16 protein-coding genes are annotated in these 19,198 nt (G+C 67.5%); 6 read left to right on the forward strand and 10 right to left on the reverse strand.

All coding sequences use genetic code 11. The features are described 5' to 3' along the window. Positions 1-17: 17 nt before the first annotated feature. The 3 genes from dnaK to cueR all read right to left on the reverse strand — a co-directional run bounded on the left by dnaK (position 18) and on the right by cueR (position 3,429). Positions 18-1,940: a molecular chaperone DnaK gene (dnaK, locus tag IEX88_RS00895; RefSeq protein ID WP_188848642.1), complete on the reverse strand. Its 1,923-nt coding sequence runs from the start codon at positions 1,938-1,940 to the stop codon at positions 18-20. 512 nt (positions 1,941-2,452) lie between these two features. After that, positions 2,453-2,944 (reverse strand): MmcB family DNA repair protein, encoded by a 492-nt coding sequence (locus IEX88_RS00900; RefSeq protein ID WP_188848644.1) that lies wholly within the window; start codon positions 2,942-2,944, stop codon positions 2,453-2,455. A gap of 65 nt (positions 2,945-3,009) precedes the next feature. Then, positions 3,010-3,429: a Cu(I)-responsive transcriptional regulator gene (gene cueR, locus IEX88_RS00905; protein ID WP_188848646.1), complete on the reverse strand. Its 420-nt coding sequence runs from the start codon at positions 3,427-3,429 to the stop codon at positions 3,010-3,012. A 242-nt stretch (positions 3,430-3,671) separates the two neighbouring features. On the opposite strand from cueR, the gene IEX88_RS00910 reads away from it, so the two are divergent. Then, positions 3,672-4,460 carry a L,D-transpeptidase gene (locus IEX88_RS00910; RefSeq protein WP_188849261.1) on the forward strand — a complete coding sequence of 263 codons (789 nt, stop codon included), beginning with the start codon at positions 3,672-3,674 and terminating at the stop codon, positions 4,458-4,460. A gap of 104 nt (positions 4,461-4,564) precedes the next feature. Here IEX88_RS00910 and IEX88_RS00915 read toward each other — a convergent pair whose 3' ends face one another. Then, positions 4,565-5,257, reverse strand: a complete 693-nt coding sequence (locus IEX88_RS00915; RefSeq protein ID WP_188848648.1) for a ceramidase domain-containing protein — start codon at positions 5,255-5,257, stop codon at positions 4,565-4,567. A 137-nt stretch (positions 5,258-5,394) separates the two neighbouring features. On the opposite strand from IEX88_RS00915, the gene IEX88_RS00920 reads away from it, so the two are divergent. Both IEX88_RS00920 and sugE read left to right on the forward strand, forming a co-directional pair. Further along, entirely contained in the window at positions 5,395-7,014 is a 1,620-nt protein-coding gene (locus IEX88_RS00920; RefSeq protein ID WP_188848650.1) for a pilus assembly protein, read from the forward strand. Positions 7,015-7,534: 520 nt separating this feature from the next. Beyond that, entirely contained in the window at positions 7,535-7,858 is a 324-nt protein-coding gene (gene sugE, locus IEX88_RS00925) for a quaternary ammonium compound efflux SMR transporter SugE (protein WP_188848652.1), read from the forward strand. Positions 7,859-7,883: 25 nt separating this feature from the next. On the opposite strand, the gene IEX88_RS00930 is transcribed toward sugE, so the two are convergent. The 6 genes from IEX88_RS00930 to IEX88_RS00955 all read right to left on the reverse strand — a co-directional run bounded on the left by IEX88_RS00930 (position 7,884) and on the right by IEX88_RS00955 (position 15,613). Next, entirely contained in the window at positions 7,884-10,040 is a 2,157-nt protein-coding gene (locus IEX88_RS00930) for a malate synthase G (RefSeq protein ID WP_188848654.1), read from the reverse strand. Between the two features lie 235 nt (positions 10,041-10,275). Continuing rightward, the gene (locus tag IEX88_RS00935) at positions 10,276-11,268 is read right to left on the reverse strand and encodes a small ribosomal subunit Rsm22 family protein (RefSeq protein ID WP_244639756.1); all 993 of its coding nucleotides are present in this window, start codon (positions 11,266-11,268) and stop codon (positions 10,276-10,278) included. 9 nt (positions 11,269-11,277) lie between these two features. Continuing rightward, positions 11,278-12,942: a choline dehydrogenase gene (gene betA, locus IEX88_RS00940; RefSeq protein ID WP_188848656.1), complete on the reverse strand. Its 1,665-nt coding sequence runs from the start codon at positions 12,940-12,942 to the stop codon at positions 11,278-11,280. A gap of 72 nt (positions 12,943-13,014) precedes the next feature. Next, complete coding sequence (betI, locus tag IEX88_RS00945) at positions 13,015-13,638, reverse strand: transcriptional regulator BetI (RefSeq protein WP_188848658.1); 624 nt, start codon at positions 13,636-13,638, stop codon at positions 13,015-13,017. Between the two features lie 217 nt (positions 13,639-13,855). Further along, positions 13,856-14,245, reverse strand: coding sequence for a GFA family protein (locus tag IEX88_RS00950; protein WP_188848660.1), 390 nt, complete (start codon positions 14,243-14,245; stop codon positions 13,856-13,858). Positions 14,246-14,350: 105 nt separating this feature from the next. Continuing rightward, positions 14,351-15,613 carry an ROK family transcriptional regulator gene (locus IEX88_RS00955; RefSeq protein WP_308423811.1) on the reverse strand — a complete coding sequence of 421 codons (1,263 nt, stop codon included), beginning with the start codon at positions 15,611-15,613 and terminating at the stop codon, positions 14,351-14,353. Between the two features lie 380 nt (positions 15,614-15,993). Between IEX88_RS00955 and IEX88_RS00960 the strand changes: the two genes are divergently transcribed. The 3 genes from IEX88_RS00960 to IEX88_RS00970 all read left to right on the forward strand — a co-directional run bounded on the left by IEX88_RS00960 (position 15,994) and on the right by IEX88_RS00970 (position 19,192). After that, positions 15,994-17,028 (forward strand): sugar ABC transporter substrate-binding protein, encoded by a 1,035-nt coding sequence (locus IEX88_RS00960; protein ID WP_188848662.1) that lies wholly within the window; start codon positions 15,994-15,996, stop codon positions 17,026-17,028. Positions 17,029-17,312: 284 nt separating this feature from the next. After that, the gene (locus IEX88_RS00965) at positions 17,313-18,413 is read left to right on the forward strand and encodes an ABC transporter permease (RefSeq protein WP_188848664.1); all 1,101 of its coding nucleotides are present in this window, start codon (positions 17,313-17,315) and stop codon (positions 18,411-18,413) included. Further along, positions 18,410-19,192 (forward strand): ATP-binding cassette domain-containing protein, encoded by a 783-nt coding sequence (locus IEX88_RS00970; RefSeq protein WP_188848666.1) that lies wholly within the window; start codon positions 18,410-18,412, stop codon positions 19,190-19,192. The genes IEX88_RS00965 and IEX88_RS00970 overlap by 4 nt, the downstream gene beginning before the upstream one ends. Positions 19,193-19,198: the final 6 nt, after the last annotated feature.

Below are 19,198 nucleotides of genomic sequence, written 5' to 3' on the forward strand. Positions count from 1 at the left end.
AGTGGCCGCTTGAGCGATCAGGCGGACTTCTTGCGGTCGTCGTCGTTGACTTCCTCGAAGTCGGCATCGACCACGTCGTCCTGCGCGCCGTCGCCGGTCGGCTGGGCAGCGGCATCGGCCTGCTCGTTCTGCGAGGCCTCGTACATGGCCTGGCCGAGCTTCATCGAGGCGGCAGCGAGGATCTCGCTCTTGGCCTTGATCGTCTCGGCATCCGGCTCGGAGGCTTCCAGCGCCGTCTTCAGATCCGCAATGGCGGAGGAGATGGCGGTGCGGTCGGGTTCCGAAACCCGGTCGCCGTAGTCGGCCAGCGACTTCTCGGCCGAGTGGACGAGGCTCTCGCCCTGGTTCTTGGCCTCGACCGCGGCGCGACGCTTCTTGTCGCTCTCGGCATTGGCCTCGGCTTCCTTCACCATCGCCTCGATTTCGGCATCCGACAGGCCACCGGAGGCCTGGATCGTGATCCGCTGCTCCTTGTTGGTGCCCTTGTCCTTGGCCGAGACGTTGACGATGCCGTTGGCGTCGATATCGAAGGTCACTTCGATTTGCGGCATGCCGCGCGGTGCCGGCGGAATGCCCTCGAGGTTGAAGCGGCCAAGGCTCTTGTTGTCCTGGGCCATTTCGCGCTCGCCCTGGAAGACCTGGATGGTCACGGCGTTCTGCGAATCCTCGGCGGTCGAGAAGACCTGGCTCTTCTTCGTCGGGATCGTCGTGTTGCGGTCGATCAGGCGGGTGAACACGCCACCCAGCGTCTCGATGCCGAGGGACAGCGGCGTCACGTCGAGCAGCAGCACGTCCTTGACGTCACCCTGCAGCACGCCGGCCTGGATCGCCGCGCCCATGGCGACGACTTCGTCCGGGTTGACGCCCTTGTGCGGCTCCTTGCCGAACAGCTGCTTGACGACTTCCTGCACCTTCGGCATGCGGCTCATGCCGCCGACGAGCACAACTTCGTCGATGTCGGCCGCGGTCAGGCCGGCATCCTTCAGCGCCGACTTGCACGGGCCGACGGTGCGCTGCACCAGATCGTCGACGAGGCTCTCGAACTTCGAGCGCGTCAGCTTCATCGTTAGATGCTTCGGCCCGGAGGCGTCGGCGGTGATGAAGGGCAGGTTGATCTCGGTCTGCGAGGCCGAGGACAGCTCGATCTTGGCCTTTTCGGCCGCTTCCTTCAGGCGCTGGAGTGCGAGCTTGTCGTTCTTCAGGTCGATGCCCTGGTCCTTCTTGAACTCGCCGGCGAAGTAGTCGACGAGGCGCATGTCGAAATCCTCGCCGCCGAGGAAGGTGTCGCCGTTCGTCGACTTCACCTCGAACACGCCGTCGCCGATCTCGAGCACGGAAACGTCGAAGGTGCCGCCGCCCAGATCGTAGACCGCGATGGTCTTGCCGTCGTTCTTGTCGAGACCGTAGGCAAGCGCGGCCGCCGTCGGCTCGTTGATGATGCGCAGAACTTCGAGGCCGGCGATGCGGCCGGCGTCCTTGGTCGCCTGGCGCTGGGCGTCGTTGAAGTATGCGGGCACGGTGATGACGGCCTTGTCGACCTTCTCGCCGAGATAGGCTTCCGCCGTCTCCTTCATCTTCTGCAGGATCATCGCCGAGATCTGCGAGGGCGAGTATTTTTCGCCGGCGGCCTCGACCCAGGCGTCGCCATTGTCGGCGCGCACGATGCCGAAGGGCACGAGCTTCTTGTCCTTCTCGACGGTCGGATCCTCGTAGCGACGGCCGATCAGCCGCTTGACCGCAAACAGCGTGTCCTCGGGATTGGTGACCGCCTGGCGCTTGGCCGGCTGACCGACGAGCCGCTCGCCGTCATCGGTGAAGGCGACGATGGACGGCGTCGTGCGCGCACCCTCGGCATTCTCGATGACCTTCGCGGTCTTGCCGTCCATGACGGCAACGCAGGAATTGGTAGTGCCAAGGTCGATACCGATCACCTTCGCCATATTCTTCTCCTTCTTGAGCAAGCCGCCCGGACCCTCGACGAGGCGTTCCTCATGGCGGCTCCTGATTCATTCGGTTACCGGCGGTCGATCGTCCGAAACGACCGTCCCGCCGAGGCTGGTGGGTATATATGAAGGTGCCCGGGGGCGCGCAAGGCGGACGATGGGGGTGGATCGACAAGCTTGGTGACCGGCGATGCTGTCACCGAGGCAGGGAACCCTTGGCGCCCTGCGGACTTAACGGCGCAGAGGCGGCGCGAAGATCCCAGCGGAGATGCTGCGGTCGCTGTCTGGCCGGCGCCTTGCCGGCCCTCTTGGCGCTTCGCGCCCAGCAAAAAGGAAAATGGTCATGAATGGTATCATCTATCTCGTCGGTCTGGTCGTCGTCGTTCTCGTTATCGCGTCCTTCCTCGGCCTGCGCTGACTTCTAAAGACTGCGCTGACCTCTCTGGCCGGCGCCGCCGTGCCTGGAGAGGTGCCGGTCCATCGCCGTCCGCCCCCTTGGACCATCGAGGTCAGGGCCGGGGCAGGGCGACAGGATTGGCCGACCATTCCGCCTGCATCAGCCGGTCGGCGGCCAGCCGTCCGAAAGCCAGCGTCACCGCCTTGCGGCGGGCCGGCGGCAATCGGTGCTCGGGCGCCTCGCGCAGCATCTCGGCGGCATAGCCGTCGGTGACGATCAGCCCGCAATCCTCGGGAAAAATCTCGGCGGGAACGCCGGGATGGGTCGCGAAATAGAGCCGGTCGCAATGCAGCCGGTATTCAGGCCATTTCCGATCGACGCGAAAATCCTGCAGGGATGTCTTGATCTCGACGATCAGAAGGTCGCCCCCGCCGGCGAGGCCGAGGAGATCGGCCCGCCGACCCGAGGCGAGCGAGACCTCGGGCAACAGTGCAATGCGCCGATCCAACATCAGCCGCTGCACGCCCCGACGCACCAGCATCGCCCGGTCGGACTGGCGTCCGTCCACCAGGGGCTGGAAGGGATGAGGCGAAACGATCGGCATGTCTGCAGCTTAGCCCGCAGGCTAAAGGCCGGCAAGCCAAAAGAACAAATCAGGAATACGCCGTCTCAGACCGCCGTCCCGCGCCGCGGCGAAAAAGTGCCGTCGCCCGCGATCTCGTCCAGAATGGGACAATCGGGCCCGGCATTGCCGGGACATTGCTCGGCCAGGAGCACCAGCGAGCGCTTAAGCGACTGCAGTTCGGCGATCTTGCGATCGATCTCGGCGATCCGGCCGCTCGCCATCGACCTGACATCCTCGCTGTGCCGGTTGTCGTCGGCATAGAGGGCGAGAAGCTTGCGGGCCTCCTCGATGGAAAAGCCGAGCGAGCGCGAGCGCTGCAGGAAACGCAGGAGATGCACGTCGCGGTCGCGATAGTCGCGATAGCCGTTCTGAGCCCGCGCCGGCCTGACCAGACCGACCTCCTCATAGTATCGTATGGTCTTGGGCGGCAGTCCCGAGCGCCGTGACGCTTCCCCGATGTTCATGAGAAGTCCTCGATCCGTCTGCGACATCATTCCTGACGCAAGGAGATGTCGCGGCCGCCGCCAGCGTCAACTGTGACAGGGTCGCAACAAAGACTTTATTAACCATGACGCTGTCTATTGTCGGCGTTGTCAGACTCGGCGGCACGGCCTATCCAGAAGCAGTTCTTCCTGCGATGGGCTGCCTGCGGCGCGAGCCTGGCCCGGCCTTTGCAACCACTCCGACGCCCTGGATCCTCGCCGCCATGTCCTTCAGCCTGAAATGCCTTTCCGCCGGCGTTGCGGCCCTTTCGATGACGCTCCTGTCCGGCTGCGCGACGTCTTCCAACACGGTCGTGGCGCAGAATCCTGCGGCCGCGGCGGTGGCGCGGATCACCGCCTATGCCTCGCCGACCGGGAACGACGACCGCTCCTTCGGCGTCGCGCCGGCGACGGCCTATGCCGCCACCGTCGACGGCGATTTCGCCCTGCCGGCAATTCCCTCCGACAAGATCGACCCGAAATACCTGCGCCAGCGCGTCGTCTACGATGCCGGCGGCTACGAGGAGGGCACGGTCGTCGTCGATACCGGCAACCGCTTCCTGTACGTGATCGAGCGCGGCGGCACCGCCATGCGCTACGGCATCGGCGTCGGCAAGGCCGGCTTCTCCTGGGCCGGCGAGGCCAAGATCGGCGACAAGCAGCATTGGCCGCGCTGGTTCCCGCCGATGGAGATGATCGATCGCCGCGACGACCTGGAGAAATTCCGCGACGGCAAGGGCATGGATCCCGGCATCAACAACCCGCTGGGCGCCCGCGCACTCTACCTCTACCAGGGCAACAAGGACACGCTCTACCGCCTGCACGGCTCGCCGGAATGGCGCTCGATCGGCACCGCCGCCTCCTCGGGCTGCATCCGCCTGATGAACCAGGACATCATCGACCTCTACGAGCGCATTCCGCTCGGCGCCCGCGTCGTCGTGCTGCAGGGCAGCGAGCGGCTGGTCGACCAGGAAAAGCCGAAGCAGAGCAAGCGCCGCGCCAAGCAGAGCTGAGCCCTTTTGTCGGCCCGCGGGGCCGGCGACAGACAGGATCGACGGGGGTGGGCCGGATGCTTCGGGGGAAGCATCCGGCCTTTTTTGTGGATTCAGCCCCGGTCTCAGGCGGTGATGCGGCCCGGGCGGGGCGGTGGCGCATGGCGGATGGCGGCGACGAGCAAGAGGCCGAGCGTCACCGCGTTCAGCCCATGCCAGAGGAAATGCGTGCCGTGCGGCCAGTCGGCGCAGAGCGGCTCGTCGGCGATCCGCAGCGCCAGCGACGCCGTGAAGACCAGACCCGCCGAGAGCACCGTGCCGCCTTCCGGCTTGCCCGTTCCGAGCAGGAAGGCGCCGATCGCGACGAGGGCGAGGAGCGCCGGCACATAGGCGGCCGAGCCGCCGACGAGCGGGCCGAACAATGGGTCGGCGAGGAACGAAAAGCCGAAGAAGCCGAGCGTCGAGAGGGCCGTGAGCCAGAAGGACAGCCCGACCAGCCGGCGCAGCGCCAGGGCGAAATAGGCGTAGATGAACACGGCGATCGGGACGACGTCGGCAAGGCTCGACCAGACATTGGCGAAGGTGTGGAAGAGGAAGGAGCCGAGGCCGATCGTGGCGACCAGCACGACGAACGCAAGACCGACCCAATCGCGCCCCTGCCGCGGCCCGCGGTCGCGGCGATCATGGCGCCGCCACAGAGCGAGGCCGAGACCCGCGGCGACGAGAAAGGCGAGGTTAGAGAGCGCGTTGATCGGCTCGGCCCAAAAAGCCTCGGTCAGGCGCTCGCAATAGCCGTCGATCGGCGCTGTCCACTGCATGGCGTTCTCCCGGCCCGCCGTCATCGTCCGTCGGCACAACCCTCACACGCATTGCTTCAAATCGCACCGCCGGAACATACCAATCGTCAAGTGTTCAGGCGCTATGATCGTTCCTCTCTGCGGTGACGAGGACGCGCATGGCCATTCTCGGAAAATTCCTGAAACATCGGGACGGCAATTTCGCCGTGATGGCGGCCCTCGGCGCGGTGCCGCTGATCTTTGCGACGGGTGCCGGGCTCGACGTCTCGCGCATGTATTCGGCCCGCGTGCAGTTGCAGCAGGCGATTGATTCGGCGGCCTTGTCCGTGGTGAAGGAGTCGGGCTTCGACAAGGCCGCGGCCGACGCCATCGCCGAGCGGATGCTGCTCGCGAACTTCGGCCCGAACTACCGCGCCCTCTCAGTCGAACTCTCGGAGTCCGGCGCCCGGGTCAGCGCCGAGGTGGTGACGCCGACGACGCTGACCGCGGTGTTCGGCTACAAGGAGATGACCGCACAGGTCACCGGCACGGTGGAATATCCGCAGACGCGCTACGAGATCGGCCTCGTCCTCGACACCACCGGCTCGATGGCCGGCACCAAGCTCGCCGAGATGAAGAAGGCGGCGGCTGCCATGGTCGACGAACTCAGCGCGACGCCGCTCCTGCGCCAGCGCGTGCGCTTCGCTTTGGTGCCGTTCTCGACCTATGTGAACGTCGGTGGCGACAACAAGAACGCTGCGTGGATCGACACCGAGGGCCTCGTCCACCTGCCCGGCAGCATCATTCCGACCGGCGTCAGCCGCACCCGGATCTTTCAGGCGGGTTTTCCCGGCGAGGGCTGGAAGGGCTGCGTCGAAGCACGGATCGAGAGCGGCACGGAGACCTTCTCGGTCGACGACACGGCGCCGTCGAAGAGCAATCCGCGGACGCTCTTCGTGCCGATGCTTTCGCCGGACGAGCCGGCCGACACGAACGGACGGGGACGTCCGCTTTATCCGAACAATTTCACCAAGGACGACACGCTGAAGGGGCTCGGCGTCACCATCTCCAGCGCCGGCGTCGTCTCGTACCTGCAGGCGGTGCTCAATGTCGGCTCCTACCTGTTCTACGGCAACAGCAGCGATCCGCAGGGCCCGAACAATGGCTGCAGCGCGCGGCCGCTGACGCCGCTGACGGACGACTTCGCGGCGATCAAGTCGGAAATTACCCAGCTGAAGGCGGAAGGGTCGACCAATATCACGGAGGGCATGGCCTGGGGCGCGCGCGTGCTTTCGCCGGGCGAGCCCTTCACCGAGGGTCTCGATCCCGACCAGGACGTCGAGAAGATCATCGTGCTCCTGACCGACGGCGACAACACGATGACGCAGCTCCCCAATGCCAAGGGCTCGGCCTATTCGGCCTATGGCTATCTCTCGGACTGGCGCTGGGACAAGTCGTACAAGAACGGCGGCTACGGCAAGCTCTGCAACAATGGCGACGTGCCCGACGGCGACGGCAATTGTTCGAAGAAGAAGGGCGCTGACGTCACCGCGGTGACGCAGGCGCAGATCCTGACGGCGATGAACGCCGACACGCTGGCCGCCTGCGACAGTGCGAAGGAGTCGGGCCAGGAGGTCTACACCATCCGCTTGGAGGTCAATACGACGACGAGCTCGACCCTCCTGTCGAACTGCGCCAGCGACGCCGCGCATTATTTCGACGCCAAGAGCGCCGCCGACCTGCCGGCGATCTTCGACGCCATCACCCAGCGCATCCTGAAGCTGCGGATCACGTCGTAGGCGCTGCCATGGCAGCCGCCGGCCGCTGATCTCCAGCCACGGGGTGAAGCCGCTCGCGGCGCAATAGGGGCTCGGCGAGCCGCGACGGCAAAGCCGGTTCTTCTCCCCTCCGGGGAGAAGTGGCCGGCAGGCCGATGAGGGGCGCCGAAGGCGGCAGCGTCTTGTGGCGTGCGGCTGACTTTGATGATGTCGGCTGCGCCGCCCCTCATCCCGCTGCCGCGACCTTCTCCCCGCACGGGAGAAAAACTAAATCCTGCGCCGCGGCCGCCAGACGCTTCACTGCAGCATTGTCTTCATCCCACATCCGTCCGCAGTCCAAAATCCGCCTTCAGGCTCTGGCCGAGCACGAGCCGCAGGTTCGGCAGATCGTTGCCCCCCATCTTCTGCCGCATGGCCTCGCCCTCCGAGGGGCGGCTTGCCGCCGGCCCGGACAGGACCCATAATCCAAGGGCGAGGCCACGCCCTCCCCCATCTGGGTTTTTCGACCGGGACGACCCGGCCCTTAATAGGGAGGGCCGACATGGCCTGGATCATGCTGGTGGTGGCCGGACTTCTCGAAGTCGTTTGGTCGCTGGCGATGAAGCAGTCGGACGGCTTTACCCGGCTGGTGCCGAGCGTCGTCACGCTTGTGACGATGGTGGCGAGCTTCGCGCTTCTGGCCGCGTCGATGAAGACCCTGCCGCTCGGCACCGCCTATACGATCTGGACCGGCATCGGCGCGATCGGCGCCTTCACCGTCGGCATTGTCGTGCTCGGCGAGGCGGCGACGCCGCTGCGCCTTCTGGCCGCGGCCCTGATCCTGTCCGGCCTCGTCCTGATGAAGGTTTCGACCGGCGACGCGTAGATCGCCGGTCGAAACTGCGGCTGGATCAGCCGCGCGCCTTCTTCTCCAGCCGGCGGCGGTGCAGGACAGGCTCGGTATAGCCGTTCGGCTGCTCGCGGCCCTTGAAGACGAGGTCGCAGGCAGCCTGGAAGGCGATCGAGGCGTCGAAGTCCGGCGCCATCTTCTGGTAGAGTTGGTCGCCGGCGTTCTGCGCGTCGACCTTGGCCGCCATCTTCTGCATCGCCGTCATCACCTCTTCCTCCGAGACGACGCCGTGGTGCAGCCAGTTGGCGATGTGCTGGGAAGAGATGCGGCAGGTCGCACGGTCCTCCATCAGCCCGACATCGTTGATGTCGGGCACGGTCGAGCAGCCGACGCCCTGGTCGATCCAGCGCACGACATAGCCGAGAATGCCTTGCGCATTGTTCTCGACCTCGGCGACGACATCGGCCTCCGGCCAGTTCACGCCGTCGGCGAGCGGCACGGTGAGGATCTCGGAAAGGTCGGCGCGCCTTCCCTCGGCGGCGATTTCCGTCTGCCGGGCGAGCACGTCGACGCGGTGGTAGTGCGTCGCGTGCAGCGTCGCCGCCGTCGGGCTCGGCACCCAGGCGCAGTTGGCGCCGGCTTGCGGATGGCCGATCTTCGCCTCCAGCATGGCGTGCATCAAAGCCGGCATCGCCCACATGCCCTTGCCGATCTGCGCCTTGCCGGCAAGGCCGCAGGCCAGACCCACATCGACATTCCACTTCTCATAGGCGCTGATCCAGGCTGCATCCTTCATCGCCGCCTTGCGCACCATGGCGCCCGCCTCCATCGAGGTGTGGATCTCGTCGCCGGTGCGGTCGAGGAAGCCGGTGTTGATGAAGAACACGCGCGACTTTGCCGCGCGGATGCATTCCTTGAGGTTCGCCGTGGTGCGGCGCTCCTCGTCCATGATGCCCATCTTGATGGTGAAGCGGGCGAGGCCCAGCGCATCCTCGACGCGACCAAAAATCTCGGCGGCGAAGGCGACCTCTTCCGGCCCGTGCATCTTCGGCTTGACGATGTAGACCGAGCCGGCACGGGAATTGCCGCCGCTCCTCTTCAGGTCGTGCATGGCGATCATCGCGGTGACCATGGCGTCCATGATCCCCTCGGGCACTTCCGAGCCGTCTTCGAGATGGATCGCCGGATTGGTCATGAGGTGGCCGACATTGCGGATGAGCAGCAGCGAGCGCCCCGGCAGCGTCAGCGCCGATCCATCCGGCGCGGTGTAGTCGCGGTCTGGATTGAGGCGGCGGGTGACGGTCTTGCCGCCCTTCTCGAAACTGTCCTCGAGATCGCCCTTCATCAGGCCGAGCCAGTTGCGGTAGACGGCAGTCTTGTCCTCGGCGTCGACGGCGGCGATGGAATCCTCGCAGTCGCAGATGGTCGAGATCGCCGATTCCATCAGCATGTCGGCGACGCCCGCCGGATCGGTGGCGCCGATGCGGTTCGCCTTGTCGATCACGAGCTCGACATGCAGGCCGTTGTGGACGAGGAGGATCGCGGTCGGCTGGGCGGCGTCGCCGCGGTAGCCGGCGAAGGCCGAGGGGTCGGCAAGGCCGGTGCGGCCCTTCGGCGTGTCGACCATCAGCGCGCCGTCCGCGACGGCATAGGCGGTGACATCGGCATGGCTGCCGCCGGCGAGCGGCACGGCGCCGTCGAGAAATGCCTTCGCCCAGGCGACGACGCGGGCGCCGCGGGCGGGGTCGAACGGGCCGGCCGGGGCGGCGTCGCCCATGGCGTCGGTGCCGTAGAGCGCGTCGTAGAGCGAGGCCCAGCGGGCGTTCGCCGCGTTCAGCGTGTAGCGGGCGTTCATCAGGGGCACGACGAGCTGCGGACCCGGAATGGTGGCGATCTCCGGATCGATGTTCGCGGTCTCGATGGAAAAGTCCGGCCCTTCCGGCACGATGTAGCCGATCTCCGTGAGGAAGGCGCGGTAGGCGTCCGGATCGATCTTCTCTCCGCGGCGCGCGACGTGCCAGGCGTCGATCTGCGCCTGCAGGTCGTCGCGGGTGGCAAGGAAGGCGCGGTTCTTCGGCGCGAGGTCCTTGAGGATCTCGGCAAAGCTCTTCCAGAAATGCGCCGGCGTCAGTCCCGTGTCCGGCAAGGCCTCCGTGTCGATGAAGGTTTTCAGCTCGGCGGCGACCTTCAGGCCATGGACGTCGATCGTGTCGGACATGTTCTCTCCTCAGGGCGGGCGGCGCCGCAAAGGCGCCATCGGCTGGACGCCGGGGAACCCGCGCGGCGCGCCGTCGGCCCGCCGCCGGGATCGACGCCGCCCGGAAATCGGCCATGGAGGCGCGTCTGTCAATCCGACCATGGGCGGGGACTTTGCGCGGGTCCCCGGCCGAAGCCCCTGCCGCGCCACCGAAAAACGCCGGCGGCAAGGCACGTCCGGCCCCGCCGGGACCGCGTCAGTCCGGCGCGTCGAGCCTGAGTTCGTCGCCCCATTTCAGCCGCCGCGCGGCGGCGTAGGCCTGTTTCTGGCGCTTCGGGACGAGGGCGAGCGACAGGCTGCCGTCGGTGCCGCAGAGTTTTGCCGCGACCGCGATCTTCGAGGTTTCCGGCCGGTCGAGGATGCGGCCGGCCTCGGCCGGCGTGAACAAGGCCGGGCGCACGGCGACGAGATAGGAGAATTTCTCGTCCTCGTAGCCGAGCGTCGCGCCCTTGGCCGCCATGTGGTCGCGGCTGCGCGACAGCCGCACGGCGAAATGGCACCAGTCCGGCGCGACCAGCGGGCAGGGCGCCTGGTGCGGGCAGGGCGCGAGAATCTTTGCGCCCTCGGCGATGAGGGCATCGCGGGCAGCGAGGATGCGGGAATAGCCGGCCGGCGTGCCCGGCTCGACGATCACCAGCGCGCCGGCGCTCGCCGCCCAGAGGCGGCGGACGGTGGCGGCCTGGGTCGGCGGTGCGAGTTCGGCCAGGGCATAGCAGAGGACGACGAGGTCGCTCGCCGGCAGCGCACCGCCTCCGGCCAGATCGGCGAGCAGCTGCGCCGGCTGGCGCATGGCCGGCGCTTCCGCATCGGCGGCGAGTTTCCGGGCGAGGTCGAGGAAGGAACGGTTGCGGTCGACCTGCGTCAGCGACGCCATGTTCGGAAAGATCTCGGCCATGGCCCAGCTGGCGGTGCCGGGGCCGGCGCCGACATCGAGGCCGGAGGCGGGCGAAAAATCCGGGCAGCGTTCGGCGAGGCGCGCCAGAACCTCGACCGCCGCGGCATAGGTCGCGGGCAGCCGGCTGACCGCATAGGCGAGCGCGTCGGCTTCCTCGCGCACCACGCCGGTCGAGTTTTCGCCGGCGCGGTAGGCATCGGAAATCCGCCCGGCACGCGCATGGAGGTCCGGGCGCTTGCGCCCGTCCATCAGCGCATCGATGGCGGTGCCGAGCGCGTCGGGAAGCTCAGCCACGACGGCGGCTCATCGCTGGCTTTCCTGCCAACGGGGATGCTGCCAGGGGGAGAGGTCCGAGGCCGGCAGCATCGGCACGCCGAGAATGTGGTCGGCGGCCTTTTCGCCGACCATGATCGACGGGCCGTTGAGATTGCCGTTGGTGATGCGCGGAAAGATCGAGGAATCGGCGACGCGCAGATTCTCGGTCCCGATGACCCGGCATTGCGGATCGACGACGGCCAGCGGATCGTCGGCGGCGCCCATGCGGCAGGCGCCGCAGGGATGGTAGGCGCTCTCGGCATGCTCGGCGATGAAGGCGTCGATCGCCTCGTCGCTGTCGACCGCGGAACCCGGCTGGATCTCGCGGCCGCGATAAGGCGCGAAGGCGTCCTGCGCGAAGAGCTCGCGGGTGAGGCGCACGGCGGTGCGGAAGTCGGCCCAGTCCTCGGGCTGGCTCATATAGTTGAAGCGGATCGACGGCGCGTCGGAGGAAGACGGGCCGGTCAGGGTGATGGCGCCGCGCGACTTCGAGCGCATCGGCCCGACATGCGCCTGGAAGCCGTGGCCGGGCGCCGCCGAGGTGCCGTCGTAGCGCACCGCGGCGGGGATGAAGTGATACTGGATGTCGGGATAGTCGACCCCCGGCGCCGAGCGGACGAAGCCGCAGGCTTCGAAATGGTTGGTGGCGCCGTGGCCGGTGTGCAGCAGCATCCACTCCAGACCGACGCGGCCCTTGGCGAAGAGGTTGAGATAGCCGTTGAGGGTGATCGGCTGGGTGCATTCCTGCTGGATATAGACCTCGAGATGGTCCTGCAGGTTGCGCCCAACGCCCGGCCGCGCCACCAGCGGCGTGACGCCCGCCGCCTTCAGCTCCTCCGGTGCGCCGATGCCGGATCGCAGGAGCAGCAGTGGCGAATTGATCGCGCCGGCGGCGAGGATGACTTCCTTGCGGGCCCGGACCAGCCCGGGCAGGCGCCGCCCGCGCCGGACGCGCACGCCCACCGCCTTGGTGCCCTCGAAAACGACGTTCAGCGCCTCGCCGGTCATCAGCCGGCAATTGCCGCGGCGCATCGCCGGCCTGAGATAGGCGTTCGCCGTCGACCAGCGGCGGCCGCGCCAGATCGTGTGCTGCATCGGGCCAAAGCCCTCCTGCTGCGCGCCGTTGTAGTCGTCGGTGACGGGAAAGCCGGCCTGCCGCCCGGCCTCAATGAAGGCCCCGTAGAGTGGGTTCGCCATGGCGCCGCGCTTCATGTGCAGGGGGCCGTCGAGGCCGCGCCAGACCGGGTCGCCGTCCTCCATCGCCTCCATCCGCTGGAAATAGGGCAGCACGTCGCCATAGGCCCAGCCGTTCGCGCCGGCTTCCGCCCAGTGGTCGAAGTCTTTCGCGTGGCCGCGGACATAGACCATGCCGTTGATCGATGAGGAGCCGCCGATCACCTTGCCGCGCGGCGTCGCCAGCTGCCGGTTGCCGAGCGTCGCCTCGGCCTCGGCCCGGTAGCCCCAGTCGTAGCGCTTCATGCTCATCGGGAAGGACAGGGCACCCGGCATCTGGATGAAGGGCCCGGCATCGGTGCCGCCCGCCTCGATCACCAGCACGTCGTAGCGGCCGTTCTCGGACAGGCGGTAGGCCAGCGCCGCGCCCGCCGAACCGGACCCGACCACCACATAATCGGCTTCGTCGAGTTTACGCATGAAAGGCTCCGGCAAAAGAGAAAGACGGCCGTGGGGCAGACGGCACGCGAAGGAGGGCACCCCCGAAACGACTCATTTCGCTGCCGAATCGACGGCGATGGCGGCGACGATCTCGGCGTCGACGAAACGCTCGACGAGAGCCGACGCGTCGCTCCGCGTTGGCGCATGCAGGGGCGCGTCGCCGTGTCCGACAAGCGCATGGCGCAGCCAGACGCCGTCGATCAGCGACCCGGTAGAGCGGGCGATCGGCCGTGCCGCCTCGCGCCCGACCAGCGGCGCGAGGGCCGAGACGAGGTTGGATTCCAGCCGCCGGAAATAGACGGCGAGGAGCCGCGCCGCTTCCGCGTTGCGCCGTGCATGGAGGTAGAAGACGAGCCAGGTGGCGATCGCCTCGCCGGTGAACTGGCGCGGATCGAAGCAGCCTTCGACGATGGCGGAGATTTTTGCCCGCGGCGTCTCGGCCAGGCGCAGCCGCTGGGTGACGCCGCTGCGGTATTCGCCGAGGAGATGGCGCATGGCGGCGAGCATCAAATCGTCCTTGCCGCCGAAATAGTGATGCGCCAGCGCCGGTGATACGGCTGCGCGCCGGGCGATCTCGGCCATGGTGACGCCGAGCGAGCCCTCGCCGTCGATTGCGCCGATTGCGGCCCTGATCAGCGCGCCGCGCCGCACCTCCTCGATGTCCCGCTTCGTCATCGTCGTGTCCCCGTGATGCGTGGGACCCTAACGAAAGTTGATTGATTGATCAATCAACAGCGCGCCCGCGCCCGGCCGGAGTGTCGCGCCGGAAGGCTGGAACGGGCCCGCCGTCGCGAACGGACGAGGCGATAAGGGAAAAGGGGAGCGGAGGAAGGTGGCGCGCCGTACTCCTGCCGCGGGCGACCGACGAGGAGGCCGCGCCGTTCCGGCCGGGTTACGCCCCGCGGCCCGGCGCGTCGCGGTCGCGCTCGTAGCGCTTTAGGGCCGGGAAGGGCGGCAGGAAGGATTCGCGCCGGATGGTCCAGCATTCATAGCTCGGCACGAACCGGTCCGGCGCGTCCAGCGATCCGAGGGCGACCTCGATCTCGTCGCCGCTACGGGCGAAGACGGACGAGCCGCAGCGCGGGCAGAAGAAACGTCCGGCATGGTCGCGCGTCTCGCCCTCGACCGTCACCGCATCCTGCGGGAAGATCGCCGCGGCATAGAACAGGGCGCCGTGATGCTTGCGGCAGTCGAGGCAATGGCAGATCCCGACCCGGTCGGGCTGTCCCGATGCCGTGAGCCGCACGCTGCCGCACAGGCAGCCGCCGGTGACGTTTTCCATGCTTCGCCTCCCGTACTTCATCCGACCGAACGCCGCTTCCGGTTCGCTGTTCCCGCGGTGGCCTTGAGAATGGCCGTCCGCCAGCGCGCCTGGTGAGGCGAGCGCTCAGGCCTTTTCAGTGTAGAGCACGCGGTGGTCGAGCAGGAAGCGGGCGAAGAAGGGCAGGCTGGCGCCGCCGATCTCGCGCGCGGTGACGCCGATCGTGCCGGCGCGGATAGTGACCGGCGACAGGCCCTCCTTGCGGATCCGGCCGTAGGCGGCGGCGGTCTCGGCCACCAACCGGTCGCGCACGTCTTGCGGAAAGCTGCCGTCGATGATGGCGCATTCGAAGTCGTAGACCGAGGTCGCGGAGACGATCGCATGGGCGAGACCACAGGCCGCCAAGGCGATCCAGCTGTCGAGGATCGGCCCGAGCTCCGGCCATTCTCCCTCGACTTTCCAAAGATCCTGCGGATCGCGGCCTTCCGCCTGCAGCATCTTTTCCAGAATGTGGATCGAGGCGGAATTGATCAGCTGGTCGTAGCTTCCCGGGCGTCCTCCCGGCAGGTCGGGGCGGGGCACCAGCATCGAGCCGAGCGCCCCGGCATTGCCGGAGCGGCCGATCACCAGGTCGCCGTCGATGACGATGCCGCCGCCGATGAAGGCGCCGATGAAGAAATAGACGTAGTCGGCGCATTTCGACGTGCCGAACACGTGCTCGGCGGCGCAGGCCGCCGTCGCGTCATTGGCCAGATGCACCGGCTGGCCGGTGAGGGCGGCGAGCTCGGCGGCGATATCGACATGCCGCCATTCGTCCATCTCGCCGGCCGGGGCGCCGAGCTCCTCGGCCCAGTCCCACAAGGCGTCCGGCATGGCGACGCCGAGGCCGACGACGCGCGCCCGGCCGCGAACGTCCAGCGGCTGCAGCACGTCCGTCACCGCCTCGGCGACGAACTCCTTGATCTCGGCGACCTTGGGCAGGGGATAGGTGCGGCGCCGCCGGGCCCGGATCGTGCCGACGAAGTCCATCAGCACCAGCTCGATCGAACGGCGGCCGATCTTCAGGCCGAGGGAAAAGGCCCCGTCCGGGTTCAGGCGCATCGGGATCGAGGGTTGGCCGACCTTGCCGCGCCGGGGCGCGTCGCGCAGCACCAGCTGCTCGGCCTCGAGCACGCGCATGATCACCGAGGCGGTCTGCGGCGACAGGCCGGTGCGGCGGGCGATGTCGGCCTTGGCCATGACGCCGTGGCGGCGGATCAGCGACAGCACGGCGCGCTCGTTGTGGGCTCTCAGCCCCGACTGGTTCGAGCCGCGCATCCGCTCGGTGGGCGCCGCCGCCTCACCCGCGGCCTCCGCCGGCATCGCTTGCTTGGCCTTGAGCTCGTCCACGCCGTCCACTCCTCAGCTGCCGCATCGGCCGGTGCGGCGTGATCGGCAAGGCACCGCACGGCCGGCGGCTTGTGTCTTGTCACCACGAGGCGATCGGCGCATTCTGCCCTCCAGGGAAGGCGCCGATCGCTGCCGTTTCGTGACCGCACGGCACGGCTCGAATCAGGAATTCGATCGCTGCTTCAGCCGGTTCGCGACAAAGGTTGATCGCCGCAAGGCCGGCTGTCAATATTTAAATCCACATGAGTTATTTATCTTGACAGGCCGGCGGCAGTCCGCTTGTCTGGTCTCGAACCGACGGGGCGAGGAGGCCGCGTTCGGACAACCGTCGCTGCAGCGCCGCGCCGCACCGACATCGGATCATATCTGGGAGGATATCCGTGACGCTTCGCACCCTTTTTGCCACCACCGCTCTGGCCGCCGTCGCCGGCTTCGCCACGCTGTCGACGCCCGCCGTCGCCGCCGAAGGGCCGCTGGTCTGCCTGATCACCAAGACCGACACCAATCCCTTCTTCGTCAAGATGAAGGAAGGCGCGCTGGCCAAGGCCGAGGAACTCGGCGTCCAGCTGCAGACCTATGCCGGCAAGATCGACGGCGACACCGAGAGCCAGGTCGCGGCCGTCGAAAGCTGCATCGCCGGCGGTGCCAAGGGCATTCTGATCACCGCCTCCGACACCAAGGCCATGGTCGCCCCGCTGCAGGAGGCCCGCAAGGCCGGCATCCTGGTGATCGCGCTCGACACCTCGCTGGAGCCGATCGATTCGGCTGACGCCACCTTTGCCACCAACAATTTCACCGCCGGCGAGTTGATCGGCAAATGGGCCAAGGCGACGCTCGGCGACAAGGCGGTCGACGCCAAGATCGCCTTCCTCGATTTGATCGCGGCCCAGCCCTCGGTCGACGTGCTGCGCGACCAGGGCTTCATGACGGGCTTCGGTATCGACACCAAGGACGTCAACGTCATCGGCGACGAGGAAGACCCGCGCATCGCCGGCCATGACATCACCAATGGCAACGAAGAGGGCGGCCGCACGGCGATGGAGAACCTTCTCCAGAAGGAGCCGGGCATCAATGTCGTCTACACCATCAATGAGCCCGCTGCCGCTGGCGCCTACGAGGCGCTGAAGCAGCTCGGCATGGAGAAGGACGTGCTCGTCGTCTCGATCGACGGCGGCTGCCCCGGCGTCAACAACGTCAAGGACGGTCTCATCGGCGCGACCTCGATGCAGTATCCGCTGAAGATGGCGGCCCTCGGCGTCGAGGCGGTCAAGGCCTTTGCCGACAGCGGCAAGAAGCCGGAGAAGACCGAAGGACTCGACTTCACCGACACCGGTGTCGACCTCGTCACCGACAAGCCGGTCGACGGCGTCGCCTCGATGACCTCGGAAGAGGCTCTCAAGGCCTGCTGGGGCTGATGTCCCGGCCGCGGCGCCCCGGCGTCGCGGCCTCCCTGTCGCCTATGCCGCGGCGCTCCGGCGTCGCGGCCCGTCTGTTGCCTGTGCTCGCGCGTTTGGCGTCGCGGCATGGAGCTTGGCCAGGACGCTCCGGCGTCACGGCCCCCCTGGCCCGCGCGGTCGGTCTCCCCGTCTCTTCTCGCACTGCCGCATGATCGGCCTCTTGCGACAGGAGTCAGTGTCGATAGGATCGACTGAATCCGGCGGCCGATCGCCCTCGATGCCGTCGATGAGAAGGTAAGCCCATGAGTGAGACGTCCGGAAAGCCCCCGGTGCCGCCGGCAAAGCCGTCCGCTGCCGACTTCGAACAGGTGGCGGCCCAGGGGGAATCGAAGGTCGCCGCCTTCGACGCCAGCCATCGGGGCGGTCTCGCCAGCCTGCAGCATTTCCTTCACGCCAACCCGACCATGGTGCCGGTTCTGGTGCTGGCGGTCAGCGTCGCCGTCTTCGGTCTCATGCTCGGCAGCCGCTTCTTCAGCCCGCAGACGCTGAACTTCATCCTGCAGCAGGTGACCATCGTCGGCATCATCGGCGTTGCGCAGACGCTGGTGATCGTCACCGCCGGCATCGACCTTTCGGTCGGCGCGATCATGGTCCTGTCCTCGGTGGTGATGGGCCAGTTCGCCGTCAATCTCGGCCTGCCGACGCCGCTGGCGATCGTCTGCGGCCTCGCCGTCGGCCTCGGCTGCGGCTGTATCAACGGTTTCCTCGTCGCCAAGCTGAAGCTGCCGCCCTTCATCGTCACCCTCGGCACCTGGTCGATCTTCCTCGCCGCCAACTTCATCTATTCCGCGAACGAGACCATCCGCGCCCGTGACATCGGCGAAGCCGCGCCCCTGTTGCAGTTCTTCGGCACCACTTTCCGCCTCTTCGGCGCCACCTTCACCTATGGCGCGGTGCTGATGGTCGCGCTCGTCGTCGTCGTCTTCTACATCCTCAACAACACGGCCTGGGGTCGCCACGTCTACGCGCTCGGCGACGACGCCGACGCCGCCCGCCTCTCCGGCATCTCGACGACGCGCACGCTGATCTCGGTCTACGCCGTCGCGGGCCTCATCTGTGGCCTGGCCGGCTGGGCGCTGATCGGGCGCATCGGCTCGGTCAGCCCGACCTCCGGCCAGGAGGCGAACATCCAGTCGATCACCGCGGTGGTGATCGGCGGCACCTCGCTGTTCGGCGGCCGGGGCTCGGTCTTCGGCACGCTGATCGGCGCCCTCATCGTCGGCGTCTTCGCCATGGGCTTGCGCATCTGGGGCACCGATCCGCAATGGACGCAGCTCACCGTCGGTGCGCTGATCATCCTCTCGGTCGCCGCCGACCAGTGGATCAGAAAGGTCTCGGCATGAACCAGGTCCCCGTCCTCTCCGCCCGCGGCCTGAACAAGCGCTACGGCCGGGTCGTCGCCATCGACAATGCCGACTTCGACCTGCGCCCCGGCGAGATCCTCGCCGTCATCGGCGACAACGGCGCCGGCAAGTCGACGCTGATCAAGGCCGTGTCGGGCGCCGTCATTCCCGACAGCGGCGAGGTTCTGCTCGACGGCGCACCGATCACCTTCGACAATCCGCAGGGCGCGCGCGACGCCGGCATCGAGACCGTCTACCAGCAGCTCGCTTTGTCGCCGGCGCTGTCGATCGCCGACAACATGTTCCTCGGCCGCGAAATCCGCCGCCAGGGATTTCTCGGCGACTGGCTGCGCATGCTCGACAAGCCGAGGATGCGCCAGATCGCCCGCGACAAGCTTTCCGAACTCGGCCTGATGACCATCCAGAACATCGACCAGCCGGTGGAGACGCTGTCCGGCGGCCAGCGCCAGGGCGTCGCCGTGGCCCGTGCCGCCGCCTTTGGCTCAAAAGTCCTGATCCTCGACGAGCCGACCGCGGCGCTTGGCGTGAAGGAGTCGCGAAAAGTTCTCGACCTCATCCTCGAGGTGCGCTCGCGCGGCCTGCCGATCGTCCTGATCTCGCACAACATGCCGCATGTCTTCGAGATCGCCGACCGCATCCACATCCACCGCCTCGGCCGCCGCCTCTGCGTCATCGACCCGAAGAGCGCGACCATGTCGGACGCCGTGGCGCTGATGACCGGCGCCAAGGCGCCAGAGACGTCGATGCTGGCGGCGTAGGGGGCG

The organism is Aureimonas glaciei, from assembly GCF_014643375.1.
GTDB classification, from domain to species: Bacteria; Pseudomonadota; Alphaproteobacteria; order Rhizobiales; family Rhizobiaceae; genus Plantimonas; species Plantimonas glaciei.